Raw genomic sequence first — 20,716 nt, 5'->3', positions numbered from 1 at the left:
TGTCAAGTTTCGTTACGAGTTTCCTGCAAACACCCCCAACTGGGTGGCCAGCCCCTCCCTATAAAGAAGCAACGGTCTCACCATGTATGCTTACTGGGTGGACGAAATGATATCCATGATTGAGTCCGCCAACGGTTGCGGTTGACCTGCCCATTCATAGACGTCCTGAAACAGATGGTGTGGAGTGCCATATAGCGCGGGTAATCGAGCCCGCGGTACGGAAACTCTTCGTCCGCACGGATTAGGAACAGTGCCAGCTCCGCTTCGTCTAAATCGTCCTGATTCTGTAAACTAAGTTTGTTGCGCAGGACCATTATGCCCGGATAGCAGAGCGGGTCGGATTCGGCGGTGTAGACCACTATTTGCGCTTTGTTTTGCCAGCTCTTTGACCAATGTACGACGCTCGTCGCCGGTCTTACCTCGAGACTCAGCCAACACCGTTGACATCCGTGGCGTGAGTTTCATACCTTCGACAGCACTTATTCTTTCGCCGCGCTTACTGGTAAGCGTCCAACTACTTTTAGTATTTCCACGGGCCGGATGATGAAGACTGTGATTTTTCATGTGGCGAAGTCTACTACAGCCCGCGGAACCTGGACAATAGGAACTTTCAAGACGACTTCGCTCGTCAAGGAAGCGTCGCTGGCACGCTTAGAGACATTGTAGACTTTGAGGAACCAATCAAAAACGGTCGAAAATCCGCCATTATCGGCATTTTCAAACGAACGGTTGCTGTTGCCTGACGCATTGTACAATTTCTGCGCTAAAGCCAGAATGGGTAGCTGCTGGATCGCGTATGCGCTCTACGATGCTGCTCCAGCAAGAGTTCCCGGATGTCTGCCGCCGAGACCGGTTTGCCGAAAAGATATCCCTGACCAAACTGGCAACCGAGCTCGCTCAGCTGCCGCTCCTGGTCAATAGTTTCGATACCCTCTGCAATCACCCGCATGTCTAACCGGTTCGCCATGTCCATGATAGCTGCGACAATGACTGAACCTGCTTTTCCATTGGCCAAAGCCCCCACGAAGGACCGATCGATTTTGATGACATCAACCGGAAAGCTTATCAGATGAGTAAGGGAAGCGTACCCCGTGCCGAAATCATCAAGTGCAACAAGCAGTCCTTTATCGCGGAGCCGCTTTACCGCTTTTGCCACGAACTGGTCGCTGCCGCCCATGAATACAGACTCGCTAACCTCCAGTACAATGTGCTTGAGCGGGACATTTTGCTTCTCAAAGCATGCCTCGATCTTCGCCTGGAGATTTCCGTATTGAAAGTCCCCGGTCGTCACATTAATGCCAACGTGCTCCACCGGTATTCCAAGGTCCAACCATTCGCGAATATCAGATGCAACTTGGTGCAACATTCTCTCAGTAACACGCGAGGCTATCTTGGTATCGGAGAACGCAGCAGCAAAATCGCCCGCAGGGGACACGGCGCCTTGTAGATCAGTCATGCGTACCAAAGCTTCCAGGCCCACAATTTCTGATGACGCCAGCTGCGCAATTGGTTGGTAATATGCCGTTATGCGGCCCTCGACCAACGCAGCGTCGACATTGCGGATGGCACGGATACGGTCGACAATCGACGTGCGAAGCTCGGGACGAAATTGAACGTAGCCTCCCCTATTTGTCTCCTTGGCATGGTAAAGCGCAAAATCCGCATTCTGCCGCAACGTATTTGCTTCAACGCCATCGGCTCCGAACAGGGCGCCGCCGAGCGTGACGCTGGGAAAAAGTGTGTCCAATCCAACAGTTACGGCACCGCTGGTTCTGTGGAGAACGTCTTGAGCGGCGGCAGTCAGATCGTCTGCAGTTGTGACACCATCAATGATTACTGCAAATTCGTCCCCGCCCAGCCGGAATGCTGTCTCCCTCGGTCGGCCCTCGCCAATCATGTTAGCCACACTTCGGATCAGGAAGTCTCCGACCAGGTGTCCCATGGTATCATTGACAGATTTCAAGTGATCGATATCTACCAGTAGAAGCCCGAAATCGGATCTGTCATGAATCCGCGTGCAGAGCATTTCATCAAAGCGGGTTCGATTGGACAGCCCGGTCAGCGCGTCAAAGTATGCGAGCTTATAGTCGCGCGCCTGCACCTCTTCATGCTCAATGGCAATTGCGCACAGATGAACACAGGTCTGAACGATTCGCCTCTCCAGTTCATCAGGAGTCCGGACTGTTTTGTAATAGAAAGCAAATGTACCCACCACGCGTCCATCGCGCGACTTGATAGGAGTGGACCAGCAGGCTCGAAATCCAAGTGGCAGGGCCAGAGCCTTGAAATCGGCCCAGAGCGGGTCGGATTTTATATCTGAAACGATCACGGCTTCGCCCAGGTAGGCTGCCGTTCCGCACGACCCGACTGCGGGGCCGGCTTCGATCCCGTCGAGCGCCTCAGAGTAGGCGTCAGGCAGGCTTGGTCCGGCCAGCGGGTGAAGCTTTTGGTCCGGGTCTACTGTGAGCACTGAACATACGATGGTTGGAACCAGATTCTCGATCCTACGACACAGCAAATCGGCGATGTCGCGCAATGGATCACCCGAGGTCACAGCTTCCAGAATTTCATTCTGAATATGGAGCAGGAGATCACTGACGCCAGGCTTCATACAGATTTCCACATTAAAGGGATTTTCGCACCGGTCATGCAATACTACGTCTTATCCGTAAAGATAACATGAGCAGACGGTTATTGTTCACTTAACTTCAGTCGCCCATCAAGTTGGTTTGCAATGAAGAAGCGCACGCGGACAAGAACTGTTCCAAAGGCATTGTCACCTATTAGCGTTAAAGCGCATGTATCCAGTGACGAGTCGTGATCTGTCACGTTCAGGCATGGGGAATTTACTCAGTACCCTGACGTCCCGATCAGCCACGGATTCCGCAACGCTCATGGTTCGATCGCAACAATAGCCGGCATCTGCGTGCGAAGCGGCTGCCGCATTCGGGTGCTACTTTAACGACGGCACGTATCGAATTCGTCGAAATCACCAGGTGCGAGTTTCGTCCTCAAGAAGGTTCGCCAGTTCGACCACTTGTCAGCCCGAAGCCACGGAAGTCGAGATCAGGCCGTCCGGCTGTGACCTTCGGTTTCATCGTGGATCCGCATGGACTTCGTTCGATCCAGCGCCTTCACCTCGAAAACTGGCGTCCTCTGGCCGCGGCGCCTTCCATTTCCTCGTATCGGCGGTATGGCTAAGCGCCAGCCACATACGGCGGAAGATTGCCTGACTTGGCGAGAGGAGGCGTTCTCCAGTTTGCTCACTCAATGAATTCACGGGGATAATATGGCCGACGTCCTTCTGGCCCGAGGCTGACATTCAAAGCTAAACACCTTTGCTGATCATCGATTGTCGAATTTTTGGCACGCACAGAGTCAACAGAAAGCCGCTTACCTTGAAAGTTCTCACGCAACACGCTGGCCACTCCAGTCAGACCGGTAAACCATCAAATCGCCAAATAACACAATAGTGCGTGGCACCGCGTGTTGACAGATGTCCAAGACGAAAATACGTTTCTAGATGCGGACCCAGGTTCCATATAGAAGAACAAATCGAACGACGCGCTAAACGACATCGATATCTGCTCCAGCAACAATTCAACACTGTGCGCCGTCCAGTCGATCAGCGTGCCGATGCTGGTTATGGCGCTGGGCGGGCATTACTTCATCGAGGACGGCGAGACGATCTTCGCTCTGTCGGCCAGCAAAGACAAGGATTTCGTCGTCATCGAAGGCGCGGTTCACGGGGCGCCATGCAAACCTTGCTCGGAGCAAACCGGTGTTTCCTACGATCATGCGACGCGCAGTCTTTATGATTACGTTGCCAACTGGGCGAACAGTCTTCCAGTTCGCATGTGCGAAACAGCGCTTCTTTCTAAGTAAAAAAAGTATCAGACCAACTCCAGCGACGCGATCACAGGCTTTGGCATTTTCTGCGCATTGTCACTGTCAGCATCTTATAATCTAATCTTGGAGGAGCCACATGTAGTCCGAACTTTTGATGTGATTAAACACACAAGTTTTTCCTTTCAGACTCAGATCAATGGAGCGTGTGTCATGCAGCCTTTAGTAAATTTGGCATCGCCGGATGATAGCGGCGCCTGGCCGGCGAAAAGGAGAAAAGTTCTCGACTGGCTGATGATGGATACCCAGAACGAACGTTTCATTGACAACATCTTTGTAGAGATGTGCGAGAGGCTACTCGATTCAGGCGTCCCCCTTGGCCGGGCAACGCTCCACTTTGCTATCCAGCATCCCCAATGGTTCGGTGCCCGAATCCTGTGGCATAGGGGGATCACGGAGGCGAAAATCGACACATTTGAACACGGTGTTGAAGAGACTGCAGAATATCTTGAAAGTCCGGTATATGAGATCAGAATGGGGGCAAGCGAGTTGCGGCAACGTATCGATGACGGTACCCAGGCCGCATCGCGGTATCCACTCTGGCGGCAGCTAAGTAACGAAGGCCTTACGGATTATGTTGCGTGGCCGCTGATCCACACTCAGGACAAGCGGCACGTAGTCAGCTTCGTCAGCGACAAGCCGCAAGGATTCAGCCAGGATCACTTGGTCTTGTTTGCTGACGTTCTGCCTGCGCTGGCTCTCGTCAGTGAGATCAGACTCAAGAACCGTTTGGCGCGCACGTTGTTAGAAACCTATGTTGGACCACACGCGAGCGAACAGATACTCGCCGGCGCTACCAGCCGTGGCAGCGGATCGACCGTGGGAGCAGCGATTTTGATCTGCGATCTACGCAATTTCACTGCCATATCGGACGCCTGGCCACGCGACGACGTGATCGAGCTTCTAAATGGCTATTTTGACGCGATGTCCGCGCCTATTGAGAAGCATGGCGGGGAAATTCTCAAATTCATGGGCGACGGACTTCTGGCGATTTTCCCACTTAGCAAGTCCACAGCATGCGCCGATCTTCTCCAGGCGATCAGAGAAGCGCAGACAGCGGTCACCGCATTGAATAAAGAGCATTCTGCAGCGGGGCGCGAACCGCTGGCATACGGCATCGGTGTCCACGCAGGCGATGTCATGTACGGCAATATCGGCTCGCGATCACGGCTTGACTTCACTGTCATTGGGCCAGCTGTTAACATTGCGTCACGCCTCGAGAGTCTTACCAAGCAGATAGGACATTCCGTTCTGCTCTCGGAGGCTTTCGTGAAGTTGGCCGGGGTTAAAAACCAAGTGAAGAGCTTGGGGTCCTATACGCTTAAAGGCCTTGAAAGACCAATCGGTGTATTTGGAATTCCCGCTGACCAAACAGAAAATATTGAAGCTTAGGAGGCGACGAAGTCGAATCGACAGCCGCTTGCCATTGTGGCGCGGCTTTCCATGTCGATAGGCGCCCGAGCCGCTTCAGCAAGCGCATAGACGCCACCGATCTTCAAGTTCAGCGAACCGTTGCTGACCCAGTCGAAAAGCTCTTGCGTATGAGCGCGGAACAGCTCCGGCTGGATGCGGTCGCAAGGTCGCTTAGCCGATCTTGATACTTTTAGGCAGGCTCAGGATGTTCAGTAGACCGGGCCCACCGAGCACCGCCTGTATCAGCAGAACGTACCGGAGCGACGCAGCGAATCGAATGAGGAGCCTGAACGGCAGACAACACTGACGCCTTCACCTCCGCTGGGGCTCAAGACGGTGAATGATTTTCATGGGCTCGGCACTGGCGTTTGTACGAAAGTCAGTCACCCGGTCTGTGGAGTTCCACTCGGTTGCGACCGGTCTGTTTGGCACGATAAAGCGCCATATCTGCCCGGCGCTGAAGCTGTTCCGGCGAGATGCTGTCGCCAAGTGCCTGAACTGCAACGCCGATGCTGAGCGTGACGCAATTGGAGATGCTGCTGGAAGGATTTGAAAGGGCGGCAGCCTCGATGCTCTCTCGAATACGTTCAGCCAGCGCAGAGGCTTCTCGCTCCTCCATCTCCGGAAGAACGACAAGAAATTCCTCACCCCCGTAGCGAGCGACATGATCCCTCTCTCGTCGCATGTGGCTTTGGATAATACCGGCCACCTTGATAAGACATCGATCGCCCTCGGCATGACCGAGCCGATCATTAAGGTTCTTGAAGTCATCGATGTCGCACATCAGCATTGCGACCTGCCCACTGTATTTCCTGCTGCGGCTCCAGAGCTGGTCAAGCGTTTCCATCATCCAGCGTCGGTTGGCAATTCCGGTTAAGGGATCAGTCCTTGCAAGATGCTCAAGCCGGGCATTGGCGTCTGCGAGTTGGTTGACCCGCCGCTTGTCTCTAAGCTCAAGAAGAAAAGTCTTCTGGGCCAGGATGGTCATCGTCCGTCGTGCGACAATCGTCGCGATGATACCGATTGCAAAAAACAACGTGGCATCCAGACTGCTCGCAATTTCGAGGTTTGGATTCTGCAGCTGAAAAACAAGATAAAGGCCAAGCGCAAAACCCGCGATCGTTATCGTAGAAGAAAGCGGAATTGCGAAGATGATGATCGCTGTGATCGCCACGAACAGCATAATATTCAGATGCCGTTCGTAGAATTCTCCTCCCGCGCTCCTGCCCACCAATGCAATGGATAGGAGGATAAGAAATATGCCCACTATCAAAACGGCCGCCTGCAGCCAGTGCGCGCGAGGTTTGCGCCAGACAAAGGCGACGCCCAGTGCGACTGGCGGGAGAAATGAGCCAGGCAAGAGCATGGACAGCGCCACGTCTCGTGGAAGCATGAGCAGGTTGAGCGCCAGCGTCAACACGTCCAGCAGGGCCACCCATATCATCCAGGCGCGGATAATTTTGGCAGTTTGTGACCAGATGCGGTCCCGAAACACGCGGCTGATTTTGCCCTTTAGACGGATGTCGCGGGTACGGCCGCCCAAAAGCCGCTCGACTTCAGCCATAATCAAAGGATCATTTTGTATGTCGACCCGAATAAGGGCAGCCGAATCTGGTTTCTCCTGGATATCCATGCGAGACATTTATAGGAAATTTTGTTGATGGCAAAGATGATGAGAAACGCCGAAGATGGGACTGGCCTAGTTGAGCTGTATCTCAAAGCGGTTGTGCGCGTATGGCGTGGCGAACCAAGTGGATAAGGCCAACAAGGAAAGTGATGCGCCAATTTAGTTTCTCTGAAAGTCGTCCTCGTGTCAGCGCACCTTGTTCCCCGTCGGAAGACGCGTCTGCCATGAGTAGTTAACACCCTTCGCGATGTTCCAGATGAGTTCCGGTTTCATTTTGTCTGGATGAGGCCTCGATCTTTGCAACATCAAGTGCGCTCTGCTTTCCCTCCATCAGACATGTACCTCGCCGTGCTCCTTCTTGTCAGAGTCGCCGGCGAGCAGGGCGGCGTAGGCGAGCCAGCAGTAGAAGGCAGTTACCCCGAGCAATATGGCCCAGCCCGGTAACGGTCCGAATGCTGCGTTTGCGACGATCTCATGGAGTGATCGCGCAACATCCAGCGCCACCCCGTCATCCTGCAATTTAGGCGTCGAGATTTTCAATATCCAAGCCAGAAGCAGGACAAGGAACATCCATAAATAATTACGGCGCAGCCGCCGCGACATCGCCGCTCGGATGGAGATCAGGAATTGCGGCTTGCGCAAATCTTGACCAAGCAGGCGCGCCCAGTCGCTATCCAACTCCGGCAGGGGTGCAAAGACCTGAGCAAAATAGTGTTTCTCCAATCGGCGTACTCGTCCGCGATAGACGTCGAAAAACCGATAGCGTCGCGCCTCGATGATCAGCAGAAGTTGCACCAGAACCATGGCGAACAGAAGGACGCCATGATGAGACGTCGGCGATGACAACGACAGTGACAGCATGGCCGCAACGCCGGTAATGGCCCAGTTGGTTGTCCGGTCGATCCGGTCGCGCCATCCCGCCATGCGGCCCATCTCGGCGCGGTGATAATGCGCCAACACCGTGATGTACTCGGCTGATGTGGCTGGGAACGGCGGGATTGACCACCCAGCCGCAGTGTCGCTGACCGGCAGTTGTTCTGGAGCTTCGTTCATATCCACCTCCCAGCAAGATCCTCCCCCGTATTTAATCAACGGAATTCGCCAATATTGGCTTCGCGTTCTAGTTTCGTTCCGGAGGTTGAAGAGAGTCAAGAGAACTTGGAGTGGCAAAACGCTCGTTCGATATTTTGAAGGTTGTTGAAGCCGATATCTTGGCAACCACCGCGTTATCAGGTCGTCCTGAGGTCGATGCATACCAACCAAGGTTGCCCGCACATTGACATGGTGCAAATCGACAGTCGTCCTAAAACGTCTTCCCGATCTCATTGCTGCCGCTTAGACATTTATGTACGCCGTGGAAACTTATTGAGGAGGGAACGATCCTGCTTTATCGGGATTGCGTGAAAAACGGGAGGCTTCATGACAACGCAACAATTCCTGGCCTTCACGGTAATTGGCCTGATGATGGCCGCATTCGTTTGGGGCCGGGTCCGCTATGATATAGTGGCGATGTGTTCCCTCCTCGTGGCGGTCGCGGTTGGAGTCGTCCCCATTAAGGTGGCGTTTAGCGGCTTCAGCGACGAAATTGTTATCATCGTCGGCAGTGCACTCGTTGTCAGCGCCGGAGTGGCGCGTTCCGGGCTGATGGAAGCGGCGGTGCAACGTTTCGTGCCACAGGTGTCGTCCGTCAGGGCGCAGCTCGCCATACTGGTGATCATTGTCACCGTGTTGTCGGCGTTCGTGAAAAATATCGGTGCGCTGGCAATCATGATCCCTATTGCCTATCAGTTCGCGCGACGATCGAACGTGTCGGCTTCGGTGTTCCTAATGCCCATGGCATTTGGCGCCCTTATTGGCGGCCTGATGACGCAGATCGGTACCTCGCCGAACATCGTGGTCTCGCGCGTGCGCGCAGACATGGTTGGTCAGAGCTTCTCCATGTTCGATTTTACCCCTGTCGGCGCAACACTTGCCGCCACCGGCATCATCTATTTGGTGCTGTTTTACCGGCTGGTTCCGGAGCGGACGCGCGAAACGGTTTCTGTGGACGAGGCGATCGAGATTCGCAATTACGTCTCCGAGGCCGCCGTAGCGAAGGGGTCGTCAACTGTGGGCATGACGGTGACAGATCTGATAAAGCCGGCCGAAGGTGCGGCAATGGTAACGTCCATCGTGCGCGCTGATCATCGGGTCACACCTCTCCCCGATTCTGTACTGGCGGAAGGCGACGTTCTGGTACTTGAGGGCAACCCGCATGCCCTCGACGCCATCGTGACGGCTGGAAAGTTGAGACTGTCGCGTGACCGGTCACCTTTGGATATCGAGAGCGCGGCGGAAATCGAGGCAATTGAAGCGGTCATCGGCGAACACTCACCGCTGATCGATATGTCGGCGCAGCGCCTTGCCCTGTTCGATCGATACAACGTCAATCTGCTTGCCGTCAGCCGGCATGGTGAAAGGATCAAGGAGCGCTTGGGCGAGATCACCTTCCGGTTCGGGGACGTCGTCGTGCTGCAGGGGCAGAGCAGTGTACTGCCCACATTCCTGCGTGAGTTCGGCTGCCTGCCACTGGCAAAAAGGACCATCATGCTGGGCAGCGTCAGGCGCGGGATTATTCCCCTCGTCATTCTGCTTGCGGCGATCGGAACGACAGCGTTCGGTCTGCTGCCGGTGTCGATTGCCTTCTTTGCCAGTGCAGTCGCGATGGTGCTGTTCCGTGCAATTCCCCTTGCCGAGGTTTATACAGCAATCGATGGTCCGATACTGATGATGCTTGCAGCCCTCATACCTGTAAGTGACGCTTTGCGGACGTCGGGTGGGACCGACCTAATCGCGCAATGGCTGACCCAAGTAGCCTATCAACTGCCCTCCTTCGGGGCATTGACACTTATCCTGGTGGCCGCGATGGCCGTCACCCCGTTCCTGAACAATGCGGCAACGGTGCTGGTGATGGCGCCAATTGCCACGAGTTTTGCTGACAGCCTCGGCTTTAGACCGGAGGCCTTTTTAATGGCCGTTGCCATTGGTGCCGGTTGCGATTTCCTGACACCCATCGGCCACCAGTGCAACACGCTGGTTTTGGGCCCGGGCGGCTACAGGTTCAGCGACTATCCTCGAGTAGGCTTGCCACTTTCGGTGATCATCGTGCTGACGGCAGTACCGGCATTGCTGGTGTTCTGGCCGCTTCATTGAAGGACATCATAAGGATCGATACCATTGAACACGATTGATGCCTCGGCTCTGGAACTGGTGATCCAAGCTTTTTTCGTCATCTTTAATGATGGCAGTTTCCAGTGAGAGAGAGCCCTCGGTAGCGGCATCGACGATTGCTTCGAGATCGTCAAACCGCAGACGTGATGTGATCGAAACAACGTTGAGTGCGCCGCTGGCATCAGGCGCCAGAATGATCGCCGCGCCAGTAGAGCAGCGGGAAGTGCCGCGCTTCTTCCCCAAGCAAAAAATCCTGAAGCGCATTGATCCGGGTTAAACCGAGATGGACACGACATTCACCGCGCTAAAGCTTTACTCAGCGTTGTTTTCACATCGTCGAAGAACGGCATAGCCGCAGCGACCAGCAGGATGAGGGCTAGAAATATCGTTGCTCCAAAGCCGGCAAATCTGAACCCCACTGCGCCAACGATGCCCCCGGCAAAGAACAGGAATACCAGCGACGTGTGCACCTTCAGTCTCGCTCGGTCCGCGCGGACCATGGGTCTGGCAGTGTCGTCACGCGCTATATTCCAATAGAAAAGCTTCCCCAGTTCAATTCCCATATCTGTCGTCATCCCCGTAACGTGGGTCGTCCGAATTCGAGCGTTGGAAAGTTTGGTGATCACGGCGTTTTGCAGGCCCATGATGAAGCATAGGAGCATGACGGTCGCGGGAACAAAAAGCCATTCACGCCGGGAGAGGTTGCTGCCCATCAGGCCAAAGCAAAGCAGCAGAAAGGCCTCGATCATGATCGGAAAAGCGTATTCGCTTTGCAGTGATTTCCGCCGGCCCCAATTGACGAGGATAGCCGAAACGGCCGCGCCTGCGACGAACGAGCCAAACGCGGCCAGTCCGGAGAGTGCAAATTTGACATCGCCCAACGCAAAGCTGTCGGCCATCGATGACACGATGCCCGACATGTGTGAGGTATATTGTTGTACTGCCAGAAAACCTCCGGCATTCGCCGCACCCGCGACGAATGTCAAAATATAGGCCAAGTGGCGGTCGGCAGGGTCGCTTCTCACCCGTCCCGTCAGCCGTCGTAGATAATTTCTCATGATTTGGCCGCGAACTTTAAGGATGAATGATTGAAGCTACTCGCTCATTGCCTGTAGCGCGTTCCACTTTTTGATCTCGGCGCTTCGCAGCGTTGGGAGGGCGATGATTCCCTTGTCTTTCAACTTTGAAAATACCCGGGACACAGTTTCGATGGTGAGACCCAGATAATCGCCTATGTCCATGCGTGACATAGGAAGCTCCACCTGTTCCAATCCACCCTGACGTTCCGCCAGGTCGAGGAGGAAAGCAGCCACGCGCTCCGCTGCCGTCTGACGTCCGAGAACGAGCAAATGCTCCTGTGCACGCGTAAGACTGCGCAATGTCAGTGAGAACAGTTCCTGGTAGATGTCGCCGAACTTCGAGCGCGGAAATGACCTGAGGCTTGTGCCCGGTATCGCTTCGGCAAAGAAATGGTGGTTTGCATCGGCTTCGAGACCGAAGACTTCGCCGGATAGATAAAATGCGCTGATTTGCCTGCGACCGTCGGCGAGTAACCGATAGACGCGGACAGCACCAAACTCGACCTGGTAGATGTTGCCCGCCTTTTCGCCCTGGGCGTAAATCTCGGAGCCCGGAGCAAAGAACAAAATCTGTTGCGGATGAGCTTGACCGAACGGCAACGGAACGGGTTGATCGATGCCATCTGATCCGAGCCGCGGTGACATTTGGACAGTGGTGTAGGCCAGCATGACGATCTCCATTCGATTTGATGGGACAACACTGGCTGATAGCATCATGCTGCGAAATTCGTTTATGTACCTACGCGTTTCTACGTAGGTTGACCTGTGCCGGCAAATTGGTCGGTCAATCTAATGGCTGTTATTAACGCGTTGCCCAAGAGGGGCTTTCGAAGCACCCTGACGCCGAGCACATCAGGCGTGGATCGAGAGCGGTCCACCAGCAGTAAGATGGGCTTGTGGAACCCTCGCACCGCGGTCATTGCTCGTGGGTCGTTCAAAAGTGCTTCTTCGTCTACGACGATGCAACCGCCCGCGGCGGTGCTCGGCGATGCGAGGGCTGCGTTCACATTGTCGAACGACAGGACCGCAAAGCCTTCAACCTCGAGCGCAAACTCAAGCGACCGTCGCAACCCATAGTCCGGCGCAACAACAAGAACCTGGAATGAATTCGGCAAGGGGCATTCCTTCTAAACATGACCGGACGATCGGTGGCCGGCAACGACGGCCCAAATAGCTTGACTGTGTTTTCGAGGGGTGCGCATTGCGCTAGGTCAAATCAGTGGATTGACCGTATTGTGAGTCAATCGATATCGAACTTTACACTGAGCGCCATTCGCACGAGTTCCGGCAAGCTCCTCGCTTTCATTTTTGCCATTACGTTGGCCCGATGGACTTCAACCGTACGTGGACTGATAGTCAGATCATAGGCGATGGTTTTGTTGGCAAGACCTGCCACCACGCCTGAAAGGACTTGCCTTTCGCGGTCGGTCAACGCCTCCAACCGTGCCTGGATGGCCGAAGCGTCATCCAGTTCATCGGCGATGTCCGTCAATTGTGCCGCCGCCCGCTTTACCGCTTCAATCAAGACTTCGTCTTCGAATGGCTTTTCTATGAAGTCCAAAGCCCCGGCCTTCATGGCTTCCACAGCCATCGGCACGTCTCCATGCCCCGTTATAACGATAGAGGGAATACGAAGGTCGGCCGTTTTCAAGTTGCGCAACAATTCGACGCCACTCATGTCTGGCATGCGCAAATCTGTAACCAGGCAGCCATTGCGGATTGTCGGTGCGGTCGCAAGGAATCCTGTTGCCGACGCGTGCACGCGAACGGTGAAGCCGCACATGGTCAGCAAGAACGCGAGAGACTTTCTGACCGCCTCTTCATCGTCCACAATGTGGACAGTGTAGTCGTCAATCGCCATTTGGGTGCCTATCCTCAATTGCCGGAAGCGTGAAGCGGAATGTGGTACCCCCGCTCCCGTTCTTCTTTACCGTTATGCTGCCACCATGTGACTCGACAATCCGCTTGGAAATCGACAAACCGACTCCCATGCCGCCAGGTTTGGTGGTCATGAAGGGCTTGAACAGCTGCGCGGCGATCTCGTCGGGAATGCCAGGTCCCGTATCGGCAACGTCGACCACGACCCACCCATTCTCGTCCAAACTCGTTTGCACAAGCAGTTCACGTTTTTCACTGTCTCGCATCGCTTCCATGGCATTGCGCATCAGGTTGATCAAGACCTGTTGGATTTGCACGCCGTCAACCATGACGAACTTGGCGTTAAGGCCAAACTCGAATACGGACCTGATACCGCGTTCACGCGACCCAACGAGCGCCAGAGCGCCAGCTTCCTCGACCAGCTTGCGGATGTCCTCTTGTGTCTTGTCGGTTTCGCCGCGTGTTACGAATTCCCTTAGATGCCTGATAATTTGGCCCGCACGCAGGGCTTGCCTCGATGTCTCTTCCAAAGCCTCGCGCATTTTCGACGCGAGGGCATCATCCATGTCGCGCAACAGTCGTGTGCACCCCTGGGCATAGTTGGCTATGGCAGACAGCGGCTGGTTGAGTTCATGGGCCAGCGTCGAAGCCATTTCCCCCAGTTCGTTAAGTCGCGCGAGCCGCGCCAGCTCGCCCTGAATTTCATGCAGCCGCGCGGCGGATTCTTCGCGCTCCGTTAGGTCCCGAATAAATCCGGTGAAGAAGACCTTGTCTCCGGTCTTTATCTCTCCGACTGCAAGTTTCATCGGAAAGGTCGAACCATCCTTGCGTTTGCCGACGACGACGCGATCAATGCCGATGATGCGCTTTTCGCCAGTTTTCAAATACCTGCTTATGTAACCATCGTGCTCCCGCTGGTAAGGTTCCGGCATCAAGATCCGGACATTCCGGCCAACGACCTCGGCCTCGGTGTAGCCGAACTGCCTAACGGCTGCCGCGTTGAAGGACCTGATTGTTCCATCCTTTTCAATGACGACCGTTGCATCGAGTACTGTGTCCAGAATCGACCGGAGATGCGCTTCGCGAGCGTCAAGGTCGCTCACCGTCTTGTCGGTGACCCGCCGCGCGTGATGAAGCAGCCCGCCCATCCAGGCGATCACCAGGCCGATAACAATAAGAATGCCAAACTCCACCACGTTTTGGGAGTGATTGAACTGCGCTCCCCCTACGTAAAGCGACGAGATCAAGGAGAAGAAGACGGCCGCCAACCCCGGTCCAATTCCTCCGGCGATAGAGGCTATGAGAATTGAGGGAATGAACAGAATGAAAACCGCGCGATCCTGAAGAAGATCCTGCAGCGCCAATCGGAATAGCAAGGCGGCCAGGACTGCTGCAGCCGCCAGGACATAACCTTTCATCCCCTCAAAACGTGAGGAGAGAGCGGCTTGCAGGAACCGTCCCCGGACGCCGGGTATGTCACGTGCGGGCATGGCTGTGTCGCGGTTCCTGATGGAGTTCGTGTTCAAAATTGTCTGCCAACACACAGCAATAAAAATTCAAAGGTTTCAATCACAAACATCACCTGTCAGTTGGGCGACGACCGTTTATCCAGACTACTTCGTGTGCAAACTACGCGGACCTGCCTGTTGGCTTCCCCGTCGTATTTTAAGGAGAAATGGAGTGCCAGTCAGTGCTGAAAACGCTTCGCCGAAGAAGCGGTTTTCTTGGCAGAACCGAGTTACCGCCGATATCGAGCCCGTCTTCGTGTTGTACCAAACGGCTCGTGTTCATTGGAAATCAACAAAAGAGCCAATGCCGCAATGGCGATGCCGGCTGTCCAAGCGTTGACACGGGTCGAGAATATTCCTGCGAATGCAAGAACCCACGGAGAGGCTGAGAGCCAGAGTCCGACAATGATCTGAGCCCACTTTTGCCACAAGCGATCATTGATTACCGTGATTATGCTGACCGTAAACACGGCCGTACCGCTTATCATGAAATTCCATGAGATCCAGTTTGGTTTGCCGGGGTATGGCAAGTCGGAACCAAGGACAAAAGGGAGATAATCGGCCACAAACCAATGATGGCCAAGCAGCAATCTTGCCAGCGGAATCTGCTCCTTCGACAGTTCTCCTTAGAGCGCCAGTGTATTGCGATCAGATTAGGGATGTTGAAATTCATCACATTGCCTTGGATCAATTCGAACTGGATACCCACTCGTCGGGCATATCGACGGATCAGTGGCCACTGCGCGCCATCCCCGGCGCTCACTTCGTATGTATCTTAACTGGCGGCCCTGGACTGCTGGCGACACAGGCAGATTTCACGCCACATGCACCTACCCGTGATATCTGGTCGCTACTAGGAAGGCATATCGTCGTCATATAAAATGCGCTCGGAGGCGCCGTCCAAGTCTTCGTACTGCCCGTTCTTCAGGGACCACAGAAACAGAACCAGTCCTGCGAGACCGAGCGCAAGGGAAATGGGGATCAAGTAAAAGAAGTCGCTCATTTTACCAGTCCCCCCAGCGGCACCTTGAAGCCCAACGGCTTTGTCGTTCCCAGCATTGGCTCGCCCTTGAGCCTGAGCGCGTTGGCCACAACCACTATGGATGACAGGGACATGGCAATCGCCGCGACAAAGGGAGTTGCGTGACCGAGAATTGCGACAGGAAGCGCCACGACATTGTAGCCGATGGCGATGACGAAGTTCTGCCGGATCAGTTTCCCGGCATCCCGTGATACCCGGTAGGCAAGGAACACCGTCTCGAGGCTCTCTTGAAGAAAGACGAAGTCGGCATTGTTGCGACCAACGTCGGCGGCGGTTGCCGGAGCCATGGCTACATGCGCTGCCATGAGAGCGGGCGCGTCATTTAAGCCGTCACCGACCATCAGGACCTTCCGGCCCTGCTTTGTCAGCATATTTATCCGTTCAAGCTTCCCGCCCGGCAGGATGCCTGACGTGTAGTTCGGAATGCCGAGCTGATCGGCAGTTTCACGCACCGCGGGTTCGCTGTCGCCGGATAATATCTCCACCGCAATTCCGGCCTGGCGTAATTTCTCAACAAGGGAAAACACTCCCGGTCGGAGCCTGTCGGAGAAAACGAACGACGACAACTTTCGCCCATCGCACGAAAATACCGTTTCGGCCGGAATTTGCCCGCCATCGTCCTTACGGGCGAACGCCGCTCGCCCGAGCCGATAGACCTTGCCTTGAGAAATGCCTTCCAATCCGAGGCCGGGAAATTCCTGTACCTGGTCAAAATGAAACCCGGAATGGTCCGCTGCGTGTGGCGCGGCCGCGTGAATTGCCTGTGCACTCGGATGACGTGAATGGGAAGCAAGCTCCGCAGCCATGGAGAGTGTCCTGCGGTCAATCTCGTCGATATTCGTGACCTGCATTTGCCCCAGCGTGAGTGTCCCCGTCTTGTCGAAGACGACGGTGTCAATCTCATCGAGGCGTTCCATAGCCGATCCGTCTTTGACCATGATCCTGCTTTCGAAGAGCCGGCGCGCAGCCATGACCTGGACCATCGGCACCGCAAGACCGAGCGCGCAAGGGCAGGTGATGATCAAAACAGCAATGGCGACTGTCGTGGCCTGATGCACGTCGCCTTGAAAAATCATCCAGCCCGCGAAGCTGAGGAGCGACGTCAAGTGAACCGCCGGCGCGTAAAGACGCGAAGCACGGTCGGCAATACGCCGATAAACCGACTTGCCGGATTCGGCGGCTTCCATCAGCCGTATCATTTCGGCGAGAAATGAATCTTCGGCAACAGCTGTGGCAACAACTACCAGCGATCCGGTGATATTCAATGTTCCGGCCTGCAGGGCTGCACCCGATTCAACTTGGCGTGGCGCGCTTTCGCCAGTGACGAGAGAGAAGTCTATATCGGAGATACCGCGCTCAACTTCGCAATCGACAGGAACGCGCTCGCCGGCGGTGATCAACAGACGCGTGCCCGGCCGGATCTGTCTCAACGGGAGATATTCATATTCACCGTCGGCTCCGATCGTCAACGCACCCCGAGGCGACAGTTGTGCGAGCCCCTTCACCGCCGTGCGCGTCCGCTCGCGCATCACGTAATCCAGCGTACGCCCGATCAACAGGAAAAACACCAAAGACGTTGCGGCATCGAAATAGGCGTGCTCGTAGCCGTGATAGGTGTCGTAGAGGCTGAGCGCGAAGGCCGCGGCGATGCCGATGGAAATCGGCACGTCCATATTGGTTTGCCCGTGCCTGAGCGCGCGCCAGGCGGATCGATAGAACACCCGTCCGGAATAGATAAGCGCGGGCAGGGCTATGCTGGCACAAATCCAATGAAGGATGTTTCGCGTGGAACCTTCCGCACCCGCCCAGACGGAGACTGACAACGACATGATGTTCATGGACGCAAATGCGGCAACCGCCAGAGCGCTGAGCATCGCTGGAAGTTCGCCATCAGGCTTGGCGGCTTCGGTGGGATCGAAGAGATGCCCATCATAGCCGAGCTGCTTAAGCGCGCCGATCGCGTCGGGAGGAATTCCCCGGTCCGCCCAGCGCAGCGCCAAACGTTTGCTCGACAGATTGACCCGCACGTTCTGCACACCGTCAAGCTTTGCCAGTCCCCGCTCGATTTTGTTGATGCAGCCGCCGCAGTGGATCGACGGGACGGAGATTTCCGTCTGCAGGATGCCGTCGCCGATGCTCCGGCTTGCCAGTCTGAATTCTGCGGCCGACGGGGTTGACGGGCGAAAGGCATCGGCGGAGACGATTACGGTTGCGGGCGTACAGCAGGTCATATCGCTAATCGGGGTCCCGCATCGTTACGTATGCATGCCAGGTCGCATGACCGAGCAACGGGAAAATAATGACGAAGCCGATCATTCCCGAGAGCAAGGCGATCATGGTAAGGCTCAGCACAATTGCGCCCCACAGCAGCATGACTGGCAGATTGTTCCAGACGATCGACATGCTCGTTCCCATGGCAGTAAAGGCGTCGAATTTCTTGTCCAGCACCATGGGGATGGAGAAGACACTGATGGCAAAGGCGAACGCGGCGAAAAGGCCGCCGATGACGACGCCGACCACCAGCATCGCCACACCGATCGGCGTGCCGAGCATCATGGGGAGGATATGATCCATGCCCGGAAATGGCTTCCAACCAAAGAACAGCGCATAGAGAAGCACGGCGGCGCGCATCCACAGCAGCATCAGACCCAACAGCACGGCACCGACGAACAGGACGTGCTGACTGGTGCCGCGCTCGGGAATAAGCATTGCGGCCAGCGTGACGGGCGACCCCTTGGCCAGGCGTCGGCTTTTGACATAGAGGCCTGTGGCAAGCGCTGGGCCGACGACGAGGAAGCCCGCCAGCGCCGGAAAGAGCGCAAAATCCAGCCTGTAGAAGAGAATCCCCGCTGCGATGGCGAGCGAAATGATGGCTACGCCAGCGCCATAGACAAGACTGGGAAACGGGACCGTCCACAGATCGTGCCAGCCTTGCGCAAACCAGGTGAACGCTTCGCTGGGTGAAAGATGTCTGTTGCGGTCGACGGCCTTTGGAAGAGGCGGAACAGTTTCTGGGATTCTCATCGGAAGCCTTTCCCTGTGTCGCTTGGCGGAGCGGACTTTACTCAACATGCTGAATCCGCTGCGCGGTACGTGCCGTCCTGCTGGCTTTTGACCTTCAGGTGGTCGACGCAGTCGGGACGCGACTGAAATGCAACGTAAACCAGATGAATGTTCGCCAGGATGACCACGCTCAATCCCAAAGCAACGACGAGAAATATCCAGCGCTTTGGCTGTGCGATGATGACGTTCATGACGCGCCTCCCGCCGTCGTCTCGGCTTGGTTTTTCCTTAAATCGAGAAGATAAAGCGTGATGATCTTGATCTGCGCAGGCGTGAGACGTGCACCCCAGCTCGGCATGTGGCCCTGGCGACCGGAAAAGATGGTCTGGTAGATGTCGCCGCGGCTTCCTCCGTAAATCCAATATTGGTCGGTAAGGTTGGGAGCACCGCTCTCGACCAAGCCTTTGGCGTCTTTGCCGTGGCAGGCGATACAATTGGTGACGAAGAGGTCTTTTCCCTTCGCAATATCTTCCTTGTTTTTGTCGGTGACCATGGCGGGGTCGGAAAGCGACGTCACATAGCCAGCCAGCAGCGAAACCTGTTCCTGCGTCAACATCCCATCGCGGCCAAAGGCAAGCATTTGGGAAACCCGTGTGTTGGGATGGGCACCATTGATGCCGACTGTCACAGTCTGCAACACTGTTTGGGGATCGTCGCCCCATAACATGGATGAATCTGCGATGTTGGGGAAGCCCTTGTTGCCTCTTGCGTTCGCCCCATGGCAGGCCGCACAGTTGTCGCCGAAGAGCGTGCGCCCGTCCTCGCGGATAGTGCGCATTAGGTCGGCGTCGGACTGGATCTGTGCGAGACCTTCCTTTTCGATCCGGGTCATCCAGTTCGCACGTTCTGCAGTGGCTTCTTCGATCGATTTGGCGACCGCCTGCTTCTGGTCAACGCCGAGCAGCCCTTTGAAATACCCGGTCCCATACGGCCAACTCGGCATCAGAAGGGTCCAGCCCAGCGCGAAGACGCCCATAGTAACGAGAAAAAAGTACACAGGTCTCGGAACTGGTGTGTTCAGTTCCTTGATGCCATTCCATTCATGCCCGGTCGTTTGATGGCCAGTGAATGGATCACGTTCGCCTACAGACATGGCTTATCCTCTTCGTCGGATACCACCGCTTTCGCGGCATGTTCAAAAGGCTTCTTGTTCGATGGCCAGTAGGTGTAGACGAGCACACCGATCGACATGGCGATCAGGTAGAACAGTCCGAATGATTTGGAAAAACCCGTCAGCATCTCGTGATCGATGGTCATTTCACTCCACCTCGTTTTGCGGCGTGGTATGGGCGGCGTCTGTCAGATGTCCAAGCACCTGAAGGTAGGCCACCAGCGCATCCATTTCGGTGACGGAGCCCTGGTTGCCGTCAAACAGGCTCACATCCGTCTTCTCGCCATATCGCTCGATGACGCCAGTGGCCAAATCGGTGTCCGGGTTGGCTTGGCCGACGGCGTCCTTCGGCGCGTTGGCGATCATGTCATCGGTGTAAGGCACGCCCACCGCCCGCAATGCAGAGAGGTGTTCGCCAAGGTCACCCGTCTCCAACTGGTTGCGCAGCAGCCAGCGATAGGCAGGCATGTTGGACTCCGGAACCACGTCACGCGGGTTGTTGAGGTGTGCAGTCATCCAGTCGTTGGAATATTTTCCACCGACGCGGGCGAGATCTGGCCCCGTTCGCTTCGAGCCCCACAGCATGGGATGATCATATTTCGACTCTACCGCCAGTGAATACGGACCGTATCTCTCCACCTCGTCGCGCAACGTGCGGATCATCTGGGAATGGCAGGCATAACAACCTTCCCGGATGTAGATGTTGCGGCCGGCAATCTCGAGCGGCGTGTAGACGCGCATGTCAGGCGCTTTTTCGACGGTGTCGTCGATCGTGAACAACGGGGCGATTTCGATGAAGCCGCCGATGCTGGCGACGACAATAATGGCAAGGACAAAGCCGATCGCATTGCGTTCAAGCCGATAGTGAAAATTGAACAT

Annotated in this window: 19 protein-coding genes and 1 pseudogene; 3 read left to right on the top strand and 17 right to left on the bottom strand. The window is 55.5% G+C overall.

Annotated elements, in window-relative coordinates:
* Positions 1 to 763: 763 nt before the first annotated feature.
* Positions 764 to 2,611: a putative bifunctional diguanylate cyclase/phosphodiesterase gene (locus LB462_RS27225; RefSeq protein WP_224514542.1), complete on the bottom strand. Its 1,848-nt coding sequence runs from the start codon at positions 2,609 to 2,611 to the stop codon at positions 764 to 766.
* 1,019 nt (positions 2,612 to 3,630) lie between these two features.
* Here LB462_RS27225 and LB462_RS27220 point away from each other — a divergent pair.
* Both LB462_RS27220 and LB462_RS27215 read left to right on the top strand, forming a co-directional pair.
* Positions 3,631 to 3,885 (top strand): hypothetical protein, encoded by a 255-nt coding sequence (locus LB462_RS27220; RefSeq protein ID WP_224514532.1) that lies wholly within the window; start codon positions 3,631 to 3,633, stop codon positions 3,883 to 3,885.
* Between the two features lie 174 nt (positions 3,886 to 4,059).
* Positions 4,060 to 5,298: an adenylate/guanylate cyclase domain-containing protein gene (locus tag LB462_RS27215; protein WP_224514576.1), complete on the top strand. Its 1,239-nt coding sequence runs from the start codon at positions 4,060 to 4,062 to the stop codon at positions 5,296 to 5,298.
* Positions 5,299 to 5,698: 400 nt separating this feature from the next.
* Here the strand turns inward: LB462_RS27215 and LB462_RS27210 are convergent, their stop codons facing one another.
* Both LB462_RS27210 and LB462_RS27205 read right to left on the bottom strand, forming a co-directional pair.
* A complete protein-coding gene (locus tag LB462_RS27210; protein WP_370637317.1) occupies positions 5,699 to 6,952 on the bottom strand; it encodes a GGDEF domain-containing protein in 1,254 nt (417 codons plus the stop codon).
* A gap of 324 nt (positions 6,953 to 7,276) precedes the next feature.
* Positions 7,277 to 7,999, bottom strand: coding sequence for a DUF2270 domain-containing protein (locus LB462_RS27205; protein ID WP_224514528.1), 723 nt, complete (start codon positions 7,997 to 7,999; stop codon positions 7,277 to 7,279).
* Positions 8,000 to 8,365: 366 nt separating this feature from the next.
* Here LB462_RS27205 and LB462_RS27200 point away from each other — a divergent pair, with 366 nt between their 5' ends.
* Positions 8,366 to 10,138: an SLC13 family permease gene (locus tag LB462_RS27200; protein WP_224514526.1), complete on the top strand. Its 1,773-nt coding sequence runs from the start codon at positions 8,366 to 8,368 to the stop codon at positions 10,136 to 10,138.
* A 6-nt stretch (positions 10,139 to 10,144) separates the two neighbouring features.
* On the opposite strand, the gene LB462_RS27195 is transcribed toward LB462_RS27200, so the two are convergent.
* The 14 genes and pseudogenes from LB462_RS27195 to ccoO form a co-directional block, all read right to left on the bottom strand.
* Positions 10,145 to 10,399 (bottom strand): hypothetical protein, encoded by a 255-nt coding sequence (locus LB462_RS27195; RefSeq protein ID WP_224514524.1) that lies wholly within the window; start codon positions 10,397 to 10,399, stop codon positions 10,145 to 10,147.
* 83 nt (positions 10,400 to 10,482) lie between these two features.
* Positions 10,483 to 11,217 (bottom strand): annotated as a pseudogene (locus LB462_RS27190) (YoaK family protein); the annotation flags it as partial.
* A gap of 33 nt (positions 11,218 to 11,250) precedes the next feature.
* A complete protein-coding gene (locus LB462_RS27185) occupies positions 11,251 to 11,904 on the bottom strand; it encodes a helix-turn-helix domain-containing protein (protein WP_224514522.1) in 654 nt (217 codons plus the stop codon).
* Between the two features lie 80 nt (positions 11,905 to 11,984).
* Positions 11,985 to 12,350, bottom strand: coding sequence for a response regulator transcription factor (locus LB462_RS27180; protein ID WP_224514519.1), 366 nt, complete (start codon positions 12,348 to 12,350; stop codon positions 11,985 to 11,987).
* 125 nt (positions 12,351 to 12,475) lie between these two features.
* On the bottom strand, positions 12,476 to 13,096 hold the full coding sequence (gene fixJ / locus LB462_RS27175; RefSeq protein WP_255627905.1) for a response regulator FixJ: 621 nt from the start codon (positions 13,094 to 13,096) through the stop codon (positions 12,476 to 12,478).
* Positions 13,086 to 14,603, bottom strand: coding sequence for a PAS domain-containing sensor histidine kinase (locus tag LB462_RS27170; protein WP_224514572.1), 1,518 nt, complete (start codon positions 14,601 to 14,603; stop codon positions 13,086 to 13,088). Before LB462_RS27170 ends, fixJ begins: the two co-directional genes overlap by 11 nt.
* Positions 14,604 to 14,851: 248 nt before the next feature.
* Positions 14,852 to 15,187: an SPW repeat protein gene (locus LB462_RS31655; RefSeq protein ID WP_444359186.1), complete on the bottom strand. Its 336-nt coding sequence runs from the start codon at positions 15,185 to 15,187 to the stop codon at positions 14,852 to 14,854.
* Between the two features lie 287 nt (positions 15,188 to 15,474).
* A complete protein-coding gene (gene ccoS / locus LB462_RS27160) occupies positions 15,475 to 15,624 on the bottom strand; it encodes a cbb3-type cytochrome oxidase assembly protein CcoS (protein ID WP_224514517.1) in 150 nt (49 codons plus the stop codon).
* Positions 15,621 to 17,894, bottom strand: a complete 2,274-nt coding sequence (locus tag LB462_RS27155; protein ID WP_224514508.1) for a cation-translocating P-type ATPase — start codon at positions 17,892 to 17,894, stop codon at positions 15,621 to 15,623. The genes ccoS and LB462_RS27155 overlap by 4 nt, the downstream gene beginning before the upstream one ends.
* Before the next feature lie 4 nt (positions 17,895 to 17,898).
* A complete protein-coding gene (locus LB462_RS27150) occupies positions 17,899 to 18,687 on the bottom strand; it encodes a DUF2189 domain-containing protein (protein ID WP_224514507.1) in 789 nt (262 codons plus the stop codon).
* 41 nt (positions 18,688 to 18,728) lie between these two features.
* Positions 18,729 to 18,917, bottom strand: a complete 189-nt coding sequence (locus LB462_RS27145; protein WP_224514505.1) for a hypothetical protein — start codon at positions 18,915 to 18,917, stop codon at positions 18,729 to 18,731.
* Entirely contained in the window at positions 18,914 to 19,819 is a 906-nt protein-coding gene (gene ccoP, locus LB462_RS27140) for a cytochrome-c oxidase, cbb3-type subunit III (protein WP_224514503.1), read from the bottom strand. Before ccoP ends, LB462_RS27145 begins: the two co-directional genes overlap by 4 nt.
* A complete protein-coding gene (locus LB462_RS27135) occupies positions 19,810 to 19,983 on the bottom strand; it encodes a cbb3-type cytochrome c oxidase subunit 3 (RefSeq protein ID WP_224514502.1) in 174 nt (57 codons plus the stop codon). The genes ccoP and LB462_RS27135 overlap by 10 nt, the downstream gene beginning before the upstream one ends.
* A gap of 1 nt (position 19,984) precedes the next feature.
* Entirely contained in the window at positions 19,985 to 20,716 is a 732-nt protein-coding gene (gene ccoO / locus LB462_RS27130) for a cytochrome-c oxidase, cbb3-type subunit II (protein ID WP_224514500.1), read from the bottom strand.

It is taken from the genome of Phyllobacterium chamaecytisi (genome assembly GCF_020164455.1).
Lineage (GTDB): Bacteria > Pseudomonadota > Alphaproteobacteria > Rhizobiales > Rhizobiaceae > Phyllobacterium > Phyllobacterium chamaecytisi.
The sequence above is the reverse complement of the archived record's forward strand: the minus strand, read 5'-3'. Positions and strand labels throughout refer to the sequence as shown.